The following is a 16,166-nucleotide window of genomic DNA, read 5'->3' on the forward strand; positions in this document are numbered from 1 at the left end:
CGGGTTTCGGTGCTGCGCCTCAGCGCCGAAACCCCTTGAAAATGATGGCGCTCACCGCTTTCGCAGCGAACGGATTCAGTGTGCCGCGACCCAGAGTTCGGGGACGAAGCTGTAAGCGGCCCCGTCCCGGGCGACGTAGCCCAGGGCCGGGAATTCGAGATGGGCGCCGGCGATGAAGGTCCGGTCGGTGGCGACCTCGTCGAGGATGCGGCGGCGCACCTGGCGCGCTGCGTCCGCGTCGACGTCGAACACCATCCCGGCGTCCGGACGCTTGAACTGGATCGCCGGCAGGTGGACGATGTCGGCCCACATCAGGAGTGCGTGGTCGCCTGACACGATCCGATAGCCGGAATGACCCGGCGTGTGGCCGGGCAACGGGACCATGGTGATCCCGGGCGCGACCTCGCCCCCGGTCACGGTCCGCAGCCGACCCGCGTAAGGGGATGTCGCCTTGGCGGCGTTCTCGAAATAGGCCTTGGCCCCTTCCGGCGCACGGGACAGGGCACCCTCGTCGAGCCAGTGCGCCGACTCGTCGGCGTGCACGACAAGTTCTGCATTGACGAACGCCGCCGAGCCATCAGCGGTGACGAGACCGCCGGCATGGTCGGGGTGCAGGTGGGTGAGCAGCACCGTGCCGACATCCTCGGCCCGGACACCCGCGGCGGCCAGGGCCGCCGGGACACGCCCGAGGGTATCGCCCCCGAATCGACCCATGCCCGTATCGATGAGGATCGGCGCCCGGCCCGGCCCGGTGATGAGAAACGCGTTGAGGGTGATGCGAGGATCGCGCGCGCGAAAGCCGGCCGCCTGAAGCGAGCCGGCCTCATCCGTATCGATCCCGACGACGAGGTCGAGCGACCCGGGCAGGTAGCCGTCATTAAGAACCGTGACCGTGAGATCACCCAAGGTCCACCGCAGCACACCGGGAAGCGGACTCGAACCGTTCGACACGCACGTCTCCGTCACACACCTAAAATGCCGGCCGGGGCGGAGTCCTTTCGGACCGGCCCGGCCGGTTTTCGTCAGTCTTAGACGCGCCGACGCTTGCGGGGGCGGCAGCCGTTGTGCGGGATCGACGTGACGTCGCGGATGGAGGTCACGGTGAAGCCGGCGGCCTGAAGCGCGCGCAGGGCGGATTCACGGCCGGAGCCGGGACCGGACACCTCGACTTCGAGGGTGCGCATGCCGTGTTCGGCGGCCTTGCGGGCCGCGTCCTCGGCGGCGACCTGGGCCGCGTACGGGGTCGACTTGCGCGAGCCCTTGAAGCCCATGGCGCCAGCGGACGACCACGAGATGGTGTTGCCCTGGGCGTCGGTGATGGTGATCATCGTGTTGTTGAACGACGCGTTCACATGCGCGACGCCCGAGACGATGTTCTTGCGTTCGCGGCGACGAACGCGGGTTGTTTCCTTGGCCATCTTGGTTCTCGTCCTTCAAACGCGCCCGTCATACCAGGCGCTCGGGATTCTCTGGGAGTTGGCGGCGCGGGCGTGGAAGACCGTACCAACACACCGGGCCTCCGTGAGGGGTACCCGGATCGACGTTCGGGAGGCCGAGCGAACCACGGCCTCCCGAAATGCGAAAGCTTACTTCTTCTTGCCGGCGATGGGCTTGGACTTGCCCTTGCGGGTACGGGCGTTGGTGTGCGTGCGCTGGCCGCGGACGGGCAGGTTGCGGCGGTGGCGCAGGCCACGGTAGCAGCCCAGATCCATCAGGCGCTTGATGTTCATCGAGACTTCGCGGCGGAGGTCGCCCTCGACGAGATAATCGCGATCGATGGTCTCGCGGATCGACAGAACCTCGGCGTCGGTGAGCTGGTTCACACGGCGCTCGGCCGGGATGCCGACCTTCTCCGTGATCTCTTCCGCCTTCTTCGAACCGATGCCGTGGATGTACTGAAGCGCGATGACGACGCGCTTGTTGGTCGGGATGTTAACGCCAGCGATACGAGCCAAGGTCTTCTCCATCTGGGCAGCGGACCCAATCGGTCCGGCCCGGGTTATCGTGATACGCGTCCGGTGGAGACCGGCCCCTGCGTACCGTCCAGAACGACAAAGCGGCCCGCGGCAACCTCTGGCGAGGCGGCCCGGACCCAATCCGTGTGAACGAAGACCGGCCCACTAGCGCGGGCCGGTCCCCCTGTCAACTCGATGGTAACAAATCCAGCCGCTCAGGACGCCGTCGTTTCGACTCAGGACGCCGTCGTTTCGACATGGCGCTCCAGGGTCGCCATGAGATCCCCGGTGACCTCGTCGACCGGTTTCATGCCGTCGAGGGTCTCCAGCATACCGAGGCTGGCGTAATAGGCGGAGAGCGGCGCGGTAAGCTCGCGATAGGCTTCGAAGCGCGTCTTGAACACCTCGGGCGTGTCGTCCTTGCGTACGGGTTCGCCGCGGGCGGCGGTCTCGGAGGCGCGCTTGGCGATGCGTCCGATCAAGGCGTCCTCGTCCACGGCGAACTCGACCACGGTGTCGAGGGCGAGGTTCTTCTTCTCGAGCATCCGGTCGAGGGCGGCGGCCTGCGCGACCGTCCGGGGGAAACCGTCGAGGATGAAGCCGTTGCGCGCGTCCGCTTCCTCGATCCGGTCGGCGACGATACCGACGACGACGGCGTCGGGAACGAGCCCGCCGCTTTCCATGATCGCCTTGGCCTCGAGGCCCACGGGCGTACCGGCGGCCACCGCCGCCCGCAGCATATCCCCGGTGGACAGCTGCGGAATGCCGAACCGCTCGACGATGCGCGCCGACTGCGTTCCCTTACCAGCTCCCGGCGGTCCGAGCAGAATGATCCGCATGGCGTCGTTTCCTCAGGTCCGTTCTTCTTGAAGGGCGGCGCCCTCGAAAAGGGAACGCCGTCGCTGATAGGCTCGCCCGATGGGTGCTCAGCGGCGCCGCGTGGCGCCCCGCAGCTTGGCCTTCTTGACGAGGCCTTCGTATTGGTGGGCCATCAGGTGACCGTGGATCTGCGCCACCGTATCCATCGTCACCGAGACGACGATGAGGAGCGACGTGCCGCCGAACCCGATGCTGGCCGAAGAGTACGACGCCAGGATTTCGGGCACCAGACAGACGAAGGTCAAATACAGGGCGCCGATGAGGGTGATGCGCGTGAGGACCTTGTCGATGAAGGCCGCGGTACGCTCGCCCGGCCGGATTCCGGGAATGAAGCCGCCGTGCTTCTTCAGGTTGTCCGCCGTCTCCTCGGGGTTGAACACCACCGCGGTATAGAAGAACGCGAAGAAGATGATCAGGGCGGCGTACAGCACCATGTAGAGCGGCCGGCCATGGCCGATATAGGTCGTGATCGTCGCCAGGATGCCGGTGCCGCCGTTGTTCGCCGAGAAGCTCGCCACGGTGGCGGGCAGCAGCAGGAGCGACGAGGCGAAGATCGGCGGAATCACGCCGGCGGTGTTGAGCTTCAGCGGCAGGAACGAGGTCTGGCCCTCGTACATCTTATTGCCGACCTGGCGCTTGGGGTAGTTGATCAGGAGCCGACGCTGGGCGCGCTCCATGAACACGATGAAGTAGACTAGGGCGATGGCGGCGACGCCCATGCCCAGGATGACGGCGGAGGAGAGCGCCCCGGTGCGGCTCAGCTCCAGCGCACCCACGATGGCGACCGGCAGGTGGGCGACGATGCCGGCGAAAATGATAAGCGACGAGCCGTTGCCGATGCCGCGCGAGGTGATCTGCTCGCCGATCCACATGAGGAACAACGTGCCGCCCGTCAGGGTGATGACCGTGGACAGGATGAAGAACGGCCCCGGCTCGATGGCCGCGCTCGAACTCTGGAGGCCGAAGGCGATGCCCCAGCTCTGGACCAGGGCCAGCACCACCGTGAGGTAGCGGGTGTACTGATTGATGACCTTGCGGCCGGACTCACCTTCCTTCTTCAGCGCCTCCAGGGTCGGAACGACCGAGGTCAGCAGCTGAATGATGATGGAGGCCGAGATGTACGGCATGATGTTGAGGGCGAAGATCGCCATGCGCTCGACGGCACCGCCGGAGAACATGTTGAACAGCCCGAGCACGCCGCCCGCCTGCTGCTGGAAGTTCCGGGCGAACTGCTCGGGATCGATGCCGGGAATCGGAATGTAGGTGCCGAGCCGGAAGACGATCAGCGCACCCAGGGTGAACCAGATCCGCTTCTTGAGCTCGTCGGCCTTGGCGATGGCCCCGAAATTGAGGTTCGCGGCAAGCTGCTCGGCGGCTGAGGCCATGGCACCGGTTCCTGAGTCACGATTCGCACGGGAGCGAACAGCTCCCCGATAAACTGAAACGGCGGCCACGCGCGAGGTCGCACGGGCCGCCGCTCAGAGGTTCGACTTAAAGTCGGTCTCGAGTCTACGCAACCACGCGGGCGGGCTTGCCACGGGTGGACACGCCGTCGCCGAAGGTCACGGTGACGGTTCCGCCGTTCTTTTCAACGGCCTCGATGGCCGACTTCGACGCGCGGGTCACCTCGAAGGAGACCTTCGTGGTCAGCTCGCCGACGCCGAGGAGCTTGACGCCGTCACGGGCACGGGCGCACACGCCCGCGGCGATCAGGGTCTCGACGGTGACGACCGCACCGGCTTCGAGACGACCGGCATCCAACGCCTGCTGGACGCGGCCGAGGTTCACCTCGTTCAGGTCCGTCGAGTACAGGTTGTTGAAGCCGCGCTTGGGCAAGCGACGATGCAGCGGCATCTGACCGCCCTCGAAGCCCTTGATGGACACGCCGGTGCGGGCCTTCTGACCCTTCACGCCGCGTCCAGCGGTTTTGCCCTTGCCGGAGCCGATGCCCCGGCCGACGCGCATCCGGTTCTTGGTTGCGCCGGGATTGTCGTGGAGTTCATTCAGTTTCATGATGCCCTCCCTCAGGCCGCGTCGCCAAGGACACGCACGAGGTGCTGCACCTTGCGGATCATGCCGCGCACGGAGGGGGTATCCTCCAGCTCGGAGACCCGGTGCAGCTTGTTGAGCTTGAGGCCGATCAGCGTCGCGCGCTGGTCGCCCTCACGGCGGATCGGCGAGCCGATCTGCTCGATACGGACGGTCTTCTGTGCCATCTGACCCTCCCTCAAGCCACTGCGGCTTCGGACAAGTCGGACGGATCGGCGTCACGACGGCGGGCCTGGAGCGCCGACACCTTGAGACCGCGACGGGCCGCGACGGAGCGCGGGCTGTCCTCGTTCTTGAGGGCGTCGAAGGTGGCGCGCACGAGGTTGTAGGGGTTCGAGGAGCCGAGGCTCTTGGCCACCACGTCCTGCATGCCCAGCGTCTCGAAGACGGCGCGCATCGGGCCGCCGGCGATGATGCCGGTACCCTGAGGAGCGGCGCGCAGGATGACCTTGCCGGCACCGTGACGTCCCTGGACGTCGTGGTGCAGGGTGCGGCCCTCACGCAGGGCCACGCGGACGAGGCCGCGCTTGGCGGCTTCCGTCGCCTTGCGGATCGCCTCGGGGACTTCGCGGGCCTTGCCGTGGCCGAAGCCGACGCGGCCCTTCTGATCGCCGACGACGACGAGGGCAGCGAAGCCGAAGCGACGTCCGCCCTTCACGACCTTGGCGACGCGGTTGATGTGGACGAGCTTGTCCACGAACTCGCTGTCGCGCTCCTCGCGCTCATCGCGGCGGCCGCGGCCCCCGCCTTCACGTTCACGTGCCATTCTTACACTTCCATCTCACTGGCGCGGGTGGCGGACCCGCTCGCTTGAATCGTCAGGACGGGGAACGGCCGAAACCGCTCCCCTCCGCCAATCTTAGAACTCGAGACCGCCTTCGCGGGCGGCGTCGGCGAGCGCCTTGACGCGCCCGTGATAGAGGTAGCCCGAGCGATCGAAGATCACCTGGGTGACGCCGGCTGCCTTGGCGCGCTCGGCGACGAGTTTACCCACCGCCTGGGCGGCAGAGACGTCGGCACCGGTCTTCAGACCGGTCCGCAGATCCTTGTCGAGGCTGGACGCCGCCGCGAGGGTCTTGCCCGCGGCGTCGTCGATGACCTGGACGTAGATCTGCTTGGAAGAACGGAACACCGAGAGCCGGGGCCGTCCGTTGGCCGCCGCCCGCAGCGCGCGGCGCACACGCGCCTTGCGGCGGTCGAGTGCATCGATTTTGCGTGACATGTTGGCCGGCCCTTACTTCTTCTTGCCTTCCTTGCGGAAGATGAACTCACCCGCGTACTTCACGCCCTTGCCCTTGTAGGGCTCGGGACTGCGATAGTCGCGGATCTCGGCTGCCACCTGGCCGACCACCTGCCGGTCGATGCCGGAGATGACGATTTCGGTGGGCTTCGGCACCGCGATCGTGATCCCGACGGGGATCTCGTACTCGATGTCGTGGCTGTAGCCGAGCGAGAGCTTGAGTGCCTTGCCGGCCATCGCCGCGCGGTAACCCACGCCGGTGATCTCGAGCTTCTTCTCGAAGCCCTTGGAGACGCCCTCGACGAGGTTCGCCACCTGAGCACGGGAGGTGCCCCACAGCGAGCGGGCCTCCTTGGTCTGGTTCCGGGGCTGCACCGAGACGGCGCCGTCCTCGAACTTCACGTCGACCACGTTGGGAACGACGTACTGGAGCTCGCCCTTGGAGCCCTTCATCTTAACCGTCTGACCGGTCACCGTGGCCGTCACACCGGACGGGACGGGAACGGGCTTCTTGCCTACGCGAGACATCGCCTTATTCCTCCAAGTCCAGGATCAGAACACCTTGCAGAGCACTTCGCCGCCGACGTTGCGCTCGCGCGCCTCGTGGTCGGCCATGACGCCCTGCGGGGTGGACACGATGGTGACGCCGAGACCGTCGGCGACACGCGGCAGCTCGCCGACCGACGAGTAGACCCGGCGGCCGGGCTTCGACACGCGCTGGATCGAGCGGATGACGGGCTGGCCGTCGTAGTACTTCAGCTCGATCGCGAACTCGGTGCGGCCGTTGCCGTAATCCGTGGTCGCGTAGTCACGGATGTAGCCCTCGGACTTGAGGACGTCGAGCACGCTGGCACGCAGGCGCGAACCGGGCGTCTGGACGACGTTGCGGCGGCGCTGCTGACCGTTGCGGATGCGGGTGAGCATATCACCCACGGGATCGTTGACCATGGTGGTTGCTCCTTACCAGCTCGACTTGACGAGACCGGGGATCAGACCCTGGTTGCCGAGTTCGCGCAGCGCGATGCGCGAGATGCCCATCTTGCGATAGAAGGCACGCGGACGGCCGGTGATGCCGCAACGGTTGCGGACGCGGGTGGGCGACGAATTGCGGGGCAGTTCCGCGAGCTTGAGGCGCGCCTCGAAGCGCTCCTCCATTTCGAGGGACTGATCGTTCGCCGTCGCCAGCAGGGCTTTGCGCTTGGGAGCATAGAGCTTGACCAGCGCTTCGCGGTGCTTGTTCTTCTCGATGGAGCTTTTCTTTGCCATTTCTCTCTCCGGTGTCCGCGTATGAGACCTAGATGGGTCTCACTGCCGGAACGGGAATCGGAACTGTGTGAGGAGCGCACGCGCCTCAGCATCGGTGCGGGCCGTCGTCTGGATGACGATGTCCATGCCCCAGGTGGCCTCGGCCTTGTCGTACGAGATCTCCGGGAACACGAGGTGCTCCTTGAGGCCGAGCGCGTAGTTGCCGTTGCCGTCGAACGAGCGGGGGTTCAGGCCGCGGAAGTCACGCACGCGGGGAAGCGCGATGGTGACGAGGCGGTCCATGAACTCGTACATGCGCTGGCGGCGCAGGGTGACCTTGCAGCCGATGGGCATGCCCTCGCGGACCTTGAAGGTCGCGATGGCCTTGCGGGCCTTGGTGATGACCGGCTTCTGACCGGCGATGAGGGCCAGATCGCCGGCGGCGACGGAGGCCTTCTTCGAATCGGCGGTGGACTCGCCGACACCCATGTTGATGACGATCTTGGAGATCGTCGGCACCTGCATCGGGTTGGCGTAGCCGAACTCTTCGATCAGCTTCTGACGAACGACTTCGTCGTAATGCTTGCGCAGGCGCGGGACGTACCCGTCAATGTTCTTCTCAGCCATCGATCTGGTCCCCCGTGGTCTTGGCGAAGCGAACCTTGCGGCCGTCTTCGAGGATGCGGAAACCCACGCGAGTCGGCTTGCCGTTCGCGTCCTGCAACGCGAGATTCGAGAGCTGGATCGCAGCTTCCTTGGAGACGATGCCGCCTTCCTGGTTCTGCGTCTGCTTCTGATGCTTCTTGACCAGGTTGATGCCACGCACGAAGGCGCGGTCTTCCTTGGGGAGCACCTGGGTGACCTCGCCGGAGCGACCCTTGTCGCGACCGGTGAGAACGACGACCGTGTCGCCCTTCTTGACCTTAGCGGCCATTACAGCACCTCCGGCGCGAGCGAGATGATCTTCATGTGGTTGCGGGCGCGAAGCTCGCGCGGCACCGGTCCGAAGATGCGGGTGCCGATCGGCTCCTTCTGATTGTTGATCAGAACGGCGGCGTTCTTGTCGAAGCGGATCACCGAACCGTCGGGACGCTTCACTTCCTTGGCGGTGCGCACGACGACGGCCTTCATGACGTCGCCCTTCTTCACGCGACCCCGAGGAATCGCTTCCTTGACCGAGACCACGATGATGTCGCCGACACCGGCGTATTTACGCTTCGACCCGCCCAGAACCTTGATGCACATCACACGGCGTGCACCCGAGTTGTCGGCGACGTCCAGATTCGTCTGCATCTGGATCACGGGCAGTGACCTTTCTTTGTTTCAGGCGGGTTTCCGCACGCGGACGGTATTGTCCGGCGGACGACGCCTGAGGGGGATCTGATGTCCCCGGCTCATATGACGAACCGCGCTATCGGTGCTTTCACACCGGCGCGGTCACCGCGTTCGAAAGGTGCGAGCACCCCTCTCAACTGTCGCGAAGGCATGCCCAATACATCAGCCGGCTTGCCGGTGCAAGGCCCGTCGCAGGAACCGCCCGAGAAACCGTCCCGCCGGCGATCCACGATGCCGTAGCCGGAACCCGGACGCCCAGGAACCCGAAGCAACCTTCCCGAACAGGATCTACTCTGCGTCGCGGACCCTGAGAGGGTTTGCACGGATGCCGAACGCATCGCCCGGCTCGCTCGTCGCATCGCGTCCGAGCCGCGTTCGGCCTACCGGGCACCTACAAGGACGCAGTATCGGTCCGGGCGCGGATCCCGACCTATGGCCTCGCGGACATCGTCGATTCGGTCGAGCCCTACGGCAGCATCATGGCCAGCGATTGGTGAAGGTGGCGCAGCGGGAAAAGCCGGCCGCGGCCGCTAAGACGGCGCCTGATACGGTGTCCGCCCGATTACCTTGGATCGAGCGGGCGCGACGGGCTCCCTCTCCTCGAAGGTGTGAGGACCCGCGATTCACCGCGTCACCGAACGGATCAGCCTGAAACCATATGAGGCGCCCTGATCCGGCGCCGTCTCGGACGGCCGAGAGGATCCCCGGGTTCGGGCGGAAGAAGCAGGCGTTCAGCATCCCGGTGCGGAACCCTTTCTCCGCCGGGCACAAAAAAACGGGCGCAGAAACCTGCGCCCGTTTTTGGTCGGTCCTGACGACGGGGTCACGCCTCGGCGGCGGGAACCTCGGACGCGGCGCCGGAGATCAGCTGCCAGGTCTTGGTCTTCGAGAACGGACGGCATTCCTCGATCGACACGGTCTGGCCGACCTTGGCGACGTTGCCTTCGTCGTGGGCGTGATAGTTCTTCGAACGACGGACGGTCTTCTTCATCACCGGATGGGTGAAGCGACGCTCCACCTTCACGACGACGGTCTTCTCGCCCTTGTCGCTGACGACGACGCCCTGCAATACGCGCTTCGGCATGGTGTACTCCTCAAGCCTGCGCGGACTTCAGCGTCTTCTGACGCTGAAGTGTACGGACGCGGGCGATATCGCGGCGGACTTCGCGGACCCGCGCGACGTTCTCGAGCTGGCCGGTGGCACCCTGGAAGCGCAGGTTGAACTGCTCCTTCTTCAGGTTCAGCAGCTCATCGCTCAACTGATCGGGCGACAGGGCGGCGAGATCCGACTGTCTCTGTGACGACTTCATGATCCCCTCCCCTCAGTCAGCGATGCGCTGAACGACGCGCGTGCGGATCGGGAGTTTGGCCGCGCCGAGGCGCAGGGCCTCCTTCGCGACGTCCTCGGCCACACCGTCGACTTCGAACATGATACGACCGGGATGCACGCGGGCAGCCCAGAATTCGGGAGCACCCTTACCGGAGCCCATGCGGACTTCGGTGGGCTTGGCCGTGACCGGAACGTCCGGGAAGATCCGGATCCAGACGCGGCCCTGACGCTTCATCTCGCGGGTGATCGCACGGCGGGCCGCCTCGATCTGCCGCGCGGTGATACGCTCGGGCTCGACGGCCTTCAGGCCGAAGGTCCCGAAGTTGAGGTCGAAGCCGCCCTTGGCCGCACCGTGGATGCGACCCTTGAATTGCTTACGGAACCTGGTCTTCTTGGGTTGCAACATGGCAGCCTCTCAACACCTTTCTAGGGCGACGGGGTCACGAACACGCCGTTAGGCGTGCTCGCGCCGGCCGCGCTCGCGGCCACCCTCGCCATCGCGCTCGCGACGGCCGCCCGAACGGCCACCCTCTTCCTGCGCCTTCTTATCCTGTGCCATCGGGTCGTGCTCGAGGATCTCGCCCTTGAACACCCAGACCTTGATCCCGCACGTCCCGTAGGTCGTGAAGGCGGTGGCGACACCGTAATCGACATCGGCCCGGAGGGTATGCAGGGGCACGCGGCCCTCGCGGTACCATTCCTGGCGGGCGATCTCGGCACCACCGAGACGACCGGAGCAATTGATCCGGATGCCCTCGGCGCCGAGACGCATGGCCGACTGCACGGCGCGCTTCATGGCGCGACGGAAGGCGACACGGCGCTCGAGCTGCTGGGCGATCGAGTCGGCCACCAGAGTGGCGTCGATCTCGGGCTTGCGCACTTCGACGATGTTGATCGTCACGTCGGCCTTGGTCAGGGTGCCGACGAGCTTGCGGAGCTTCTCGATGTCGGCGCCCTTCTTGCCGATCACCACGCCCGGACGACCCGAGTGGATGGTGACGCGGCATTTCCGGTGCGGACGCTCGATGACGATCTTCGAGACGGCAGCCTGCTTCAGCTGCTTCATGAGGGCGGCGCGGATCGCGACGTCCTCGTGCATGAGCTTGGCGTATTCACCCTTCTGGGCGAACCAGCGGGAGTCCCAGGTCCGGTTGATACCGAGCCGCAGACCGATCGGATTGACTTTCTGGCCCATCAGGTCCTCCTCACGCCGCTTCGGCGGTCGGGACTTCGCGCACCACGATGGTGAGGTTCGCGAAGGGCTTCAGGATGCGGGCGCCGCGGCCGCGGGCACGAGCGTGGAAGCGCTTGAGCACGAGGGCCTTTCCGACGAACGCCTGGGCGACGATGAGATCATCGACGTCCAGATTGTGGTTGTTCTCGGCGTTGGCGATGGCGCTCTCGAGGCACTTCTTGACCTCGCGGGCGATCCGCTTGCGGGAGAATTCGAGATCGGCGAGGGCCGACTCGACCTTCTTGCCGCGAATGAGCTGCGCGACGAGATTGAGCTTCTGGGGGCTGACGCGCAGCATGCGCGCGACGGCCTGAGCCTCGTTCTCGGGGAGCGCGCGGGGAGTGGCGGGCTTGCCCATGATCAGCGCCTCTTCGACTTCTTGTCGGCTGCGTGACCGTGGAAGGTACGGGTCGGCGAGAATTCACCGAACTTATGACCGACCATTTCCTCGGACACGTAGACCGGGATGTGCTTCTGCCCGTTGTGCACACCGAAGGTGAGCCCGACGAACTGCGGCAGGATCGTGGAGCGGCGGCTCCAGATCTTGATGACTTCGTTGCGGCTGGATCCGCGCGCGGTCTCAGCCTTCTTGAGGAGGTAGCCGTCGATGAACGGCCCCTTCCAGAGCGAGCGTGCCATGATGGTTACTTCTTGCGGTTGTGACGGCTGGACAGGATGAAGACGTCGGTCCGCTTGTTCGAGCGGGTCTTCTTCCCCTTCGTGGGAACGCCCCAGGGCGTGACCGGGTTACGGCCGCCGGACGTGCGTCCCTCACCGCCGCCGTGCGGGTGATCGACCGGGTTCATGGCGACACCACGAACGTGCGGGCGCCTGCCGAGCCAGCGGTTACGACCCGCCTTGCCGAGCGAGATGTTCATGTGGTCCGGGTTCGACACCGCGCCGACGCTGGCGAAGCACTGACCGTGGACCAGCCGCTGCTCGCCCGAGTTCAGGCGCAGGGTGACGTAGCCCTGGTCGCGCCCGACGATCTGAGCGTAGTTGCCGGCGGAGCGGGCGATCGCGCCGCCTTTGCCGATCTTCAGCTCGACGTTGTGGACGATGGTGCCGACCGGCATGTTGCCGACGGGGCCGGCATTGCCCGGCTTGATGTCGACCTGCTCGGCCGCGATCACCTTGTCACCCGGCGAGAGACGCTGGGGCGCGATGATGTAGCTCTGCGTGCCGTCCGGAAAGGCGATCAGCGCGATGAACGCCGTGCGGTTCGGATCGTACTCGATCCGCTCGACGGTGGCGCTCACACCCATCTGAACGCGACGCTTGAAGTCGACGTTGCGCAGGGTGCGCTTGTGACCGCCGCCACGGAAGCGGACGGTGATGCGGCCGAGGTTGTTGCGGCCGCCGGACGACGACTTGCCCTCGGTGAGCTTCTTGACCGGCTTGCCCTTGTAGAGCTCACGGCGGTCGACGAGCACGAGCTGGCGAAGGCTCGGCGTGACCGGTTTGAATGTCTTCAAGGCCATCGGTGGTAATCCTTAACCCGACTTGTCTCAGAGGCCGGTCGTGACATCGATCGTCTCACCCTCGGCGAGGGTCACGATCGCTTTTTTCACGTCCGAACGCTGTCCGCGAAGCCCGCGGAAGATCTTCTTCTTGCCCTTGGTCACGAGCGTATTCACGCCCGTCACCTTGACGTCGAACAGCTTCTCGACCGCTTCCTTGATCTGCGGCTTCGTCGCCTTCGGGGCAACCCGGAAAACGACCTTGTTCTGTTCGGTGAGGTTCGTCGCCTTCTCGGTGATGACCGGGGAGACGATGATGTCGTAGTGGCGCGGATCGGCACTCATTTGAAACGCGCCTCCAGCGCATCGATCGCTGCGCGCGTCAGCACGAGCTTGTCGCGACGCAGGATGTCGTAGACGTTGATGCCCTGGATCGGAAGCACGTCGATCATCGGGATGTTCCGGGCGGCGCGACCGAAGTTCACGTCGACCTCGGACCCGCTGATGAACAGCGCGCTCGACAGACCCATCTTCTCGAAGCGGGCGGCGAGGTTCTTGGTCTTGCCGTCCTCGAGCTTCACGTCGTCGATGATGATGAGGGTCGAATCCTTCACCTTCGCCGACAGGGCATGCTTGAGGGCCAGGGCGCGGACCTTCTTGGGCAGGTCGTGGGCATGGGAGCGCACGACCGGACCGAAGGCGCGTCCACCGCCGCGGAACTGCGGAGCGGAGGCGGCGCCATGGCGAGCGTTACCGGTGCCCTTCTGCTTGTACAGCTTCTTGCGGGTCCGGTTGACGTCCGAGCGGTTCTTGACCGCATGGGTGCCGGCCTGACGCTTGGCAAGCTGCCAGCGCACCATGCGCTGGAGCAGGTCCACGCGGGGCTCGAGACCGAAGATGGTCTCGTCGAGCTCGACGGAGCCGGCTCCGGCGCCGTCGAGGGTGGTGATATCGAGCTTCATCACGCGTTCTCCTCGGAAGCGGGAGCCTCGGGAGCCGGGGCGTCGGAGACGGGCGAAGCGCCGAGCTCACGGAACTTGCCAGGCTGCGGAACGTCCGCGGGGAGCTTGCGCTTCACCGCGTCGCGAATCTGGATCCAGCCGCCAGCGACGCCGGGAACCGCACCCTCGACCAGGATCAGGCCACGCTCGACGTCCGTGCGGACGACGCGCAGGTTTTGGGTGGTCACCCGATCGACGCCCATGTGACCGGGCATCTTCTTGTTCTTGAAGGTCTTGCCCGGGTCCTGACGGCCACCGGTCGAACCGATCGAGCGGTGCGACACGGACACGCCGTGGGTCGCGCGCAGACCACCGAAGTTCCAACGCTTCATACCACCGGCGAAACCCTTACCCGTGGTGGTGCCCGTCACGTCGACGAACTGGCCCGGGATGAAATGGTCGGCGGTGATCTCGGCGCCGACCGGGATCAGCTTGTCTTCCGACACGCGGAACTCGGCGAGCTTCTGCTTGGGCTCGACCTTGGCGACCGCGAACCGGCCGCGCTCGGCAGCCGACACGTTCTTCACCTTGGCCTTGCCGACGCCGACCTGAAGGGCGACGTAACCGTTCTTCTCGACGGTACGGTGGGCAACCACCTGGCATTGATCGATTTTAAGCACTGTGACCGGAACATGTTCGCCTGCATCCGTAAAGATGCGGGTCATGCCGACCTTCTGTGCAATGACGCCTGAGCGCATAGGTGTCTCCCCTCGCGCGATTTACGGTAAGCTCTAAATCCCCGCGGGACTTAGAGCTTGATCTCCACGTCCACGCCGGCGGCGAGGTCGAGCTTCATGAGCGCGTCCACGGTCTGCGGCGTCGGATCGACGATATCGAGGACGCGCTTGTGGGTGCGCATCTCGAACTGCTCGCGCGACTTCTTGTCGATGTGCGGCGAGCGGTTGACGGTGAACTTCTCGATATGCGTCGGCAGCGGGATCGGACCACGGATGGTGGCACCGGTGCGCTTGGCCGTCGAGACGATCTCGCGGGTCGATGCATCGAGGATCCGATGATCGAACGCCTTGAGGCGGATACGAATATTCTGACCGTTCATGACCTAAACCTTGGCGGGGCGATATCGGGGCGGGCGCGAGGACCCGCCCCTCTGTCGTTCCCTGCAGACGTGACCGTGGGACGGAAGACTACTCGTTGATGGCGGCGACGACGCCTGCGCCGACGGTGCGGCCGCCTTCACGGATGGCGAAGCGCAGCTTCTCTTCCATGGCCACCGGCACGATNGACTACTCGTTGATGGCGGCGACGACGCCTGCGCCGACGGTGCGGCCGCCTTCACGGATGGCGAAGCGCAGCTTCTCTTCCATGGCCACCGGCACGATGAGGGTGACGTCCATGGTCACGCTGTCGCCGGGCATCACCATCTCGGTGCCCTCGGGGAGAACGCACACGCCGGTCACGTCAGTGGTGCGGAAGTAGAATTGCGGGCGGTAGTTGGTGAAGAACGGCGTGTGGCGGCCGCCCTCTTCCTTCGTCAGGATGTAGGCCTCGGCCTTGAACTTGGTGTGGGGCTTGACCGAGCCGGGCTTGCACACGACCTGGCCGCGCTCGACGTCCTCGCGCTTGGTGCCGCGCAGGAGCACGCCGACGTTGTCGCCGGCCTGGCCCTGGTCGAGGAGCTTGCGGAACATCTCGACGCCCGTGACCGTCGTGGTCTGGGTGTCGCGGATGCCCACGATCTCCACGGTCTCGCCGACCTTGACGATGCCGCGCTCGACGCGACCCGTCACCACCGTGCCGCGGCCCGAGATCGAGAACACGTCCTCGATGGGCATCAGGAACGGCTTGTCGATCGGACGCTCCGGCTGCGGGATGTAGTCGTCCACGGTCTTCATCAGGGCGATGACGGCGTCGTGACCGACGGCCTTGTCGCCGTTGTCGAGGGCCACCTTGGCCGAACCCTTGGTGATCGGGATGTCGTCGCCGGGGAAGTCGTACTTGGAGAGGAGCTCGCGCACCTCCATCTCGACGAGCTCGAGGAGCTCCTCGTCGTCGACGAGGTCGACCTTGTTGAGGAACACCACCAGGGCCGGCACGCCGACCTGGCGGGCGAGCAGGATGTGCTCGCGGGTCTGCGGCATCGGGCCGTCGGCGGCCGACACCACCAGGATCGCGCCGTCCATCTGCGCCGCACCCGTGATCATGTTCTTCACGTAGTCGGCGTGGCCCGGGCAATCGACGTGGGCGTAGTGGCGGTTGGCGGTCTCGTACTCGACGTGCGCCGTCGAGATGGTGATGCCGCGGGCCTTCTCCTCCGGCGCCTTGTCGATCTGGTCGTAGGCCGTGAACGTCGCACCGCCCGACTCGGCCAGGACCTTCGTGATCGCCGCCGTCAGCGACGTCTTGCCGTGGTCCACGTGACCGATCGTGCCAATGTTGCAGTGCGGCTTCGTACGAGCGAATTTCTCTTTGGCCATCGT

General features: G+C 65.6%; 27 protein-coding genes. All 27 read right to left on the reverse strand.

The genetic code is table 11. The annotated features are described in order from the left end of the window. Positions 1 to 75: 75 nt before the first annotated feature. The 27 genes from ASF25_RS12090 to tuf all read right to left on the reverse strand — a co-directional run bounded on the left by ASF25_RS12090 (position 76) and on the right by tuf (position 16,163). Complete coding sequence (locus ASF25_RS12090; protein WP_056304902.1) at positions 76 to 951, reverse strand: MBL fold metallo-hydrolase; 876 nt, start codon at positions 949 to 951, stop codon at positions 76 to 78. A gap of 77 nt (positions 952 to 1,028) precedes the next feature. Continuing rightward, complete coding sequence (gene rpsK, locus ASF25_RS12095) at positions 1,029 to 1,418, reverse strand: 30S ribosomal protein S11 (protein WP_056171326.1); 390 nt, start codon at positions 1,416 to 1,418, stop codon at positions 1,029 to 1,031. Between the two features lie 168 nt (positions 1,419 to 1,586). Next, positions 1,587 to 1,955: a 30S ribosomal protein S13 gene (gene rpsM, locus ASF25_RS12100; protein WP_056171364.1), complete on the reverse strand. Its 369-nt coding sequence runs from the start codon at positions 1,953 to 1,955 to the stop codon at positions 1,587 to 1,589. Positions 1,956 to 2,191: 236 nt separating this feature from the next. Next, positions 2,192 to 2,794, reverse strand: a complete 603-nt coding sequence (locus ASF25_RS12105) for an adenylate kinase (protein WP_056171329.1) — start codon at positions 2,792 to 2,794, stop codon at positions 2,192 to 2,194. A gap of 87 nt (positions 2,795 to 2,881) precedes the next feature. Then, the gene (gene secY, locus ASF25_RS12110; RefSeq protein ID WP_056265540.1) at positions 2,882 to 4,219 is read right to left on the reverse strand and encodes a preprotein translocase subunit SecY; all 1,338 of its coding nucleotides are present in this window, start codon (positions 4,217 to 4,219) and stop codon (positions 2,882 to 2,884) included. Between the two features lie 124 nt (positions 4,220 to 4,343). Next, positions 4,344 to 4,847, reverse strand: a complete 504-nt coding sequence (gene rplO / locus ASF25_RS12115; RefSeq protein WP_056171333.1) for a 50S ribosomal protein L15 — start codon at positions 4,845 to 4,847, stop codon at positions 4,344 to 4,346. Positions 4,848 to 4,858: 11 nt separating this feature from the next. Next, on the reverse strand, positions 4,859 to 5,050 hold the full coding sequence (gene rpmD / locus ASF25_RS12120) for a 50S ribosomal protein L30 (RefSeq protein WP_056091618.1): 192 nt from the start codon (positions 5,048 to 5,050) through the stop codon (positions 4,859 to 4,861). Between the two features lie 11 nt (positions 5,051 to 5,061). Further along, positions 5,062 to 5,649: a 30S ribosomal protein S5 gene (gene rpsE / locus ASF25_RS12125; protein ID WP_056171334.1), complete on the reverse strand. Its 588-nt coding sequence runs from the start codon at positions 5,647 to 5,649 to the stop codon at positions 5,062 to 5,064. Positions 5,650 to 5,742: 93 nt separating this feature from the next. Continuing rightward, positions 5,743 to 6,105, reverse strand: coding sequence for a 50S ribosomal protein L18 (gene rplR, locus ASF25_RS12130; protein WP_056171336.1), 363 nt, complete (start codon positions 6,103 to 6,105; stop codon positions 5,743 to 5,745). Between the two features lie 12 nt (positions 6,106 to 6,117). Beyond that, positions 6,118 to 6,651 carry a 50S ribosomal protein L6 gene (gene rplF / locus ASF25_RS12135; protein WP_056171338.1) on the reverse strand — a complete coding sequence of 178 codons (534 nt, stop codon included), beginning with the start codon at positions 6,649 to 6,651 and terminating at the stop codon, positions 6,118 to 6,120. Positions 6,652 to 6,675: 24 nt separating this feature from the next. Continuing rightward, a complete protein-coding gene (rpsH, locus tag ASF25_RS12140; RefSeq protein ID WP_055881679.1) occupies positions 6,676 to 7,071 on the reverse strand; it encodes a 30S ribosomal protein S8 in 396 nt (131 codons plus the stop codon). Positions 7,072 to 7,083: 12 nt separating this feature from the next. Continuing rightward, entirely contained in the window at positions 7,084 to 7,389 is a 306-nt protein-coding gene (gene rpsN, locus ASF25_RS12145) for a 30S ribosomal protein S14 (protein ID WP_056171340.1), read from the reverse strand. A gap of 39 nt (positions 7,390 to 7,428) precedes the next feature. Further along, positions 7,429 to 7,995: a 50S ribosomal protein L5 gene (gene rplE, locus ASF25_RS12150; RefSeq protein WP_056171342.1), complete on the reverse strand. Its 567-nt coding sequence runs from the start codon at positions 7,993 to 7,995 to the stop codon at positions 7,429 to 7,431. Beyond that, entirely contained in the window at positions 7,988 to 8,302 is a 315-nt protein-coding gene (rplX, locus tag ASF25_RS12155) for a 50S ribosomal protein L24 (protein ID WP_056091601.1), read from the reverse strand. Before rplX ends, rplE begins: the two co-directional genes overlap by 8 nt. Continuing rightward, positions 8,302 to 8,670: a 50S ribosomal protein L14 gene (rplN, locus tag ASF25_RS12160; RefSeq protein ID WP_055949294.1), complete on the reverse strand. Its 369-nt coding sequence runs from the start codon at positions 8,668 to 8,670 to the stop codon at positions 8,302 to 8,304. The genes rplX and rplN overlap by 1 nt, the downstream gene beginning before the upstream one ends. A gap of 856 nt (positions 8,671 to 9,526) precedes the next feature. After that, a complete protein-coding gene (gene rpsQ / locus ASF25_RS12170; protein ID WP_056171346.1) occupies positions 9,527 to 9,787 on the reverse strand; it encodes a 30S ribosomal protein S17 in 261 nt (86 codons plus the stop codon). A 10-nt stretch (positions 9,788 to 9,797) separates the two neighbouring features. Continuing rightward, positions 9,798 to 10,013, reverse strand: coding sequence for a 50S ribosomal protein L29 (gene rpmC / locus ASF25_RS12175; protein ID WP_056171348.1), 216 nt, complete (start codon positions 10,011 to 10,013; stop codon positions 9,798 to 9,800). A 12-nt stretch (positions 10,014 to 10,025) separates the two neighbouring features. Beyond that, complete coding sequence (rplP, locus tag ASF25_RS12180) at positions 10,026 to 10,439, reverse strand: 50S ribosomal protein L16 (protein WP_055949287.1); 414 nt, start codon at positions 10,437 to 10,439, stop codon at positions 10,026 to 10,028. Positions 10,440 to 10,487: 48 nt separating this feature from the next. Beyond that, entirely contained in the window at positions 10,488 to 11,228 is a 741-nt protein-coding gene (gene rpsC, locus ASF25_RS12185; protein ID WP_055949284.1) for a 30S ribosomal protein S3, read from the reverse strand. Between the two features lie 10 nt (positions 11,229 to 11,238). Next, positions 11,239 to 11,625: a 50S ribosomal protein L22 gene (rplV, locus tag ASF25_RS12190; protein ID WP_056091586.1), complete on the reverse strand. Its 387-nt coding sequence runs from the start codon at positions 11,623 to 11,625 to the stop codon at positions 11,239 to 11,241. A gap of 2 nt (positions 11,626 to 11,627) precedes the next feature. Then, positions 11,628 to 11,906: a 30S ribosomal protein S19 gene (gene rpsS, locus ASF25_RS12195; protein WP_056091583.1), complete on the reverse strand. Its 279-nt coding sequence runs from the start codon at positions 11,904 to 11,906 to the stop codon at positions 11,628 to 11,630. Between the two features lie 5 nt (positions 11,907 to 11,911). Continuing rightward, a complete protein-coding gene (gene rplB / locus ASF25_RS12200; protein WP_056171350.1) occupies positions 11,912 to 12,748 on the reverse strand; it encodes a 50S ribosomal protein L2 in 837 nt (278 codons plus the stop codon). Positions 12,749 to 12,775: 27 nt separating this feature from the next. Beyond that, positions 12,776 to 13,072 carry a 50S ribosomal protein L23 gene (locus ASF25_RS12205; protein WP_056091577.1) on the reverse strand — a complete coding sequence of 99 codons (297 nt, stop codon included), beginning with the start codon at positions 13,070 to 13,072 and terminating at the stop codon, positions 12,776 to 12,778. After that, complete coding sequence (gene rplD / locus ASF25_RS12210; protein WP_056304900.1) at positions 13,069 to 13,689, reverse strand: 50S ribosomal protein L4; 621 nt, start codon at positions 13,687 to 13,689, stop codon at positions 13,069 to 13,071. The genes ASF25_RS12205 and rplD overlap by 4 nt, the downstream gene beginning before the upstream one ends. Beyond that, entirely contained in the window at positions 13,689 to 14,426 is a 738-nt protein-coding gene (gene rplC / locus ASF25_RS12215; protein WP_056171354.1) for a 50S ribosomal protein L3, read from the reverse strand. The genes rplD and rplC overlap by 1 nt, the downstream gene beginning before the upstream one ends. A gap of 50 nt (positions 14,427 to 14,476) precedes the next feature. Then, positions 14,477 to 14,785: a 30S ribosomal protein S10 gene (rpsJ, locus tag ASF25_RS12220; protein WP_018044230.1), complete on the reverse strand. Its 309-nt coding sequence runs from the start codon at positions 14,783 to 14,785 to the stop codon at positions 14,477 to 14,479. Positions 14,786 to 14,972: 187 nt separating this feature from the next. After that, a complete protein-coding gene (gene tuf, locus ASF25_RS12225) occupies positions 14,973 to 16,163 on the reverse strand; it encodes an elongation factor Tu (RefSeq protein WP_056171356.1) in 1,191 nt (396 codons plus the stop codon). Positions 16,164 to 16,166: the final 3 nt, after the last annotated feature.

The organism is Methylobacterium sp. Leaf100 (genome assembly GCF_001422845.1).
Taxonomy (GTDB): Bacteria; Pseudomonadota; Alphaproteobacteria; order Rhizobiales; family Beijerinckiaceae; genus Methylobacterium.

Excerpts from the sequence above, each read along its gene's own strand:
- rpmC (WP_056171348.1), bottom strand. The coding sequence starts at position 10,013 with ATGAAGTCGTCACAGAGACAGTCGGATCTCGCCGCCCTGTCGCCCGAT.
- rplD (WP_056304900.1), bottom strand. The coding sequence starts at position 13,689 with ATGAAGCTCGATATCACCACCCTCGACGGCGCCGGAGCCGGCTCCGTC.
- rpsQ (WP_056171346.1), bottom strand. The coding sequence starts at position 9,787 with ATGCCGAAGCGCGTATTGCAGGGCGTCGTCGTCAGCGACAAGGGCGAG.
- rplX (WP_056091601.1), bottom strand. The coding sequence starts at position 8,302 with ATGGCCGCTAAGGTCAAGAAGGGCGACACGGTCGTCGTTCTCACCGGT.
- secY (WP_056265540.1), bottom strand. The coding sequence starts at position 4,219 with ATGGCCTCAGCCGCCGAGCAGCTTGCCGCGAACCTCAATTTCGGGGCC.
- rplF (WP_056171338.1), bottom strand. The coding sequence starts at position 6,651 with ATGTCTCGCGTAGGCAAGAAGCCCGTTCCCGTCCCGTCCGGTGTGACG.
- rpsE (WP_056171334.1), bottom strand. The coding sequence starts at position 5,649 with ATGGCACGTGAACGTGAAGGCGGGGGCCGCGGCCGCCGCGATGAGCGC.
- rpsJ (WP_018044230.1), bottom strand. The coding sequence starts at position 14,785 with ATGAACGGTCAGAATATTCGTATCCGCCTCAAGGCGTTCGATCATCGG.
- rpsN (WP_056171340.1), bottom strand. The coding sequence starts at position 7,389 with ATGGCAAAGAAAAGCTCCATCGAGAAGAACAAGCACCGCGAAGCGCTG.
- rpsS (WP_056091583.1), bottom strand. The coding sequence starts at position 11,906 with ATGGCACGCTCGCTCTGGAAGGGGCCGTTCATCGACGGCTACCTCCTC.
- rplR (WP_056171336.1), bottom strand. The coding sequence starts at position 6,105 with ATGTCACGCAAAATCGATGCACTCGACCGCCGCAAGGCGCGTGTGCGC.
- rpmD (WP_056091618.1), bottom strand. The coding sequence starts at position 5,050 with ATGGCACAGAAGACCGTCCGTATCGAGCAGATCGGCTCGCCGATCCGC.
- rplB (WP_056171350.1), bottom strand. The coding sequence starts at position 12,748 with ATGGCCTTGAAGACATTCAAACCGGTCACGCCGAGCCTTCGCCAGCTC.
- rplC (WP_056171354.1), bottom strand. The coding sequence starts at position 14,426 with ATGCGCTCAGGCGTCATTGCACAGAAGGTCGGCATGACCCGCATCTTT.
- rpsC (WP_055949284.1), bottom strand. The coding sequence starts at position 11,228 with ATGGGCCAGAAAGTCAATCCGATCGGTCTGCGGCTCGGTATCAACCGG.
- rpsH (WP_055881679.1), bottom strand. The coding sequence starts at position 7,071 with ATGGTCAACGATCCCGTGGGTGATATGCTCACCCGCATCCGCAACGGT.
- rplO (WP_056171333.1), bottom strand. The coding sequence starts at position 4,847 with ATGAAACTGAATGAACTCCACGACAATCCCGGCGCAACCAAGAACCGG.
- rplE (WP_056171342.1), bottom strand. The coding sequence starts at position 7,995 with ATGGCTGAGAAGAACATTGACGGGTACGTCCCGCGCCTGCGCAAGCAT.
- rplV (WP_056091586.1), bottom strand. The coding sequence starts at position 11,625 with ATGGGCAAGCCCGCCACTCCCCGCGCGCTCCCCGAGAACGAGGCTCAG.
- rplP (WP_055949287.1), bottom strand. The coding sequence starts at position 10,439 with ATGTTGCAACCCAAGAAGACCAGGTTCCGTAAGCAATTCAAGGGTCGC.
- ASF25_RS12105 (WP_056171329.1), bottom strand. The coding sequence starts at position 2,794 with ATGCGGATCATTCTGCTCGGACCGCCGGGAGCTGGTAAGGGAACGCAG.
- tuf (WP_056171356.1), bottom strand. The coding sequence starts at position 16,163 with ATGGCCAAAGAGAAATTCGCTCGTACGAAGCCGCACTGCAACATTGGC.
- rpsK (WP_056171326.1), bottom strand. The coding sequence starts at position 1,418 with ATGGCCAAGGAAACAACCCGCGTTCGTCGCCGCGAACGCAAGAACATC.
- ASF25_RS12205 (WP_056091577.1), bottom strand. The coding sequence starts at position 13,072 with ATGAGTGCCGATCCGCGCCACTACGACATCATCGTCTCCCCGGTCATC.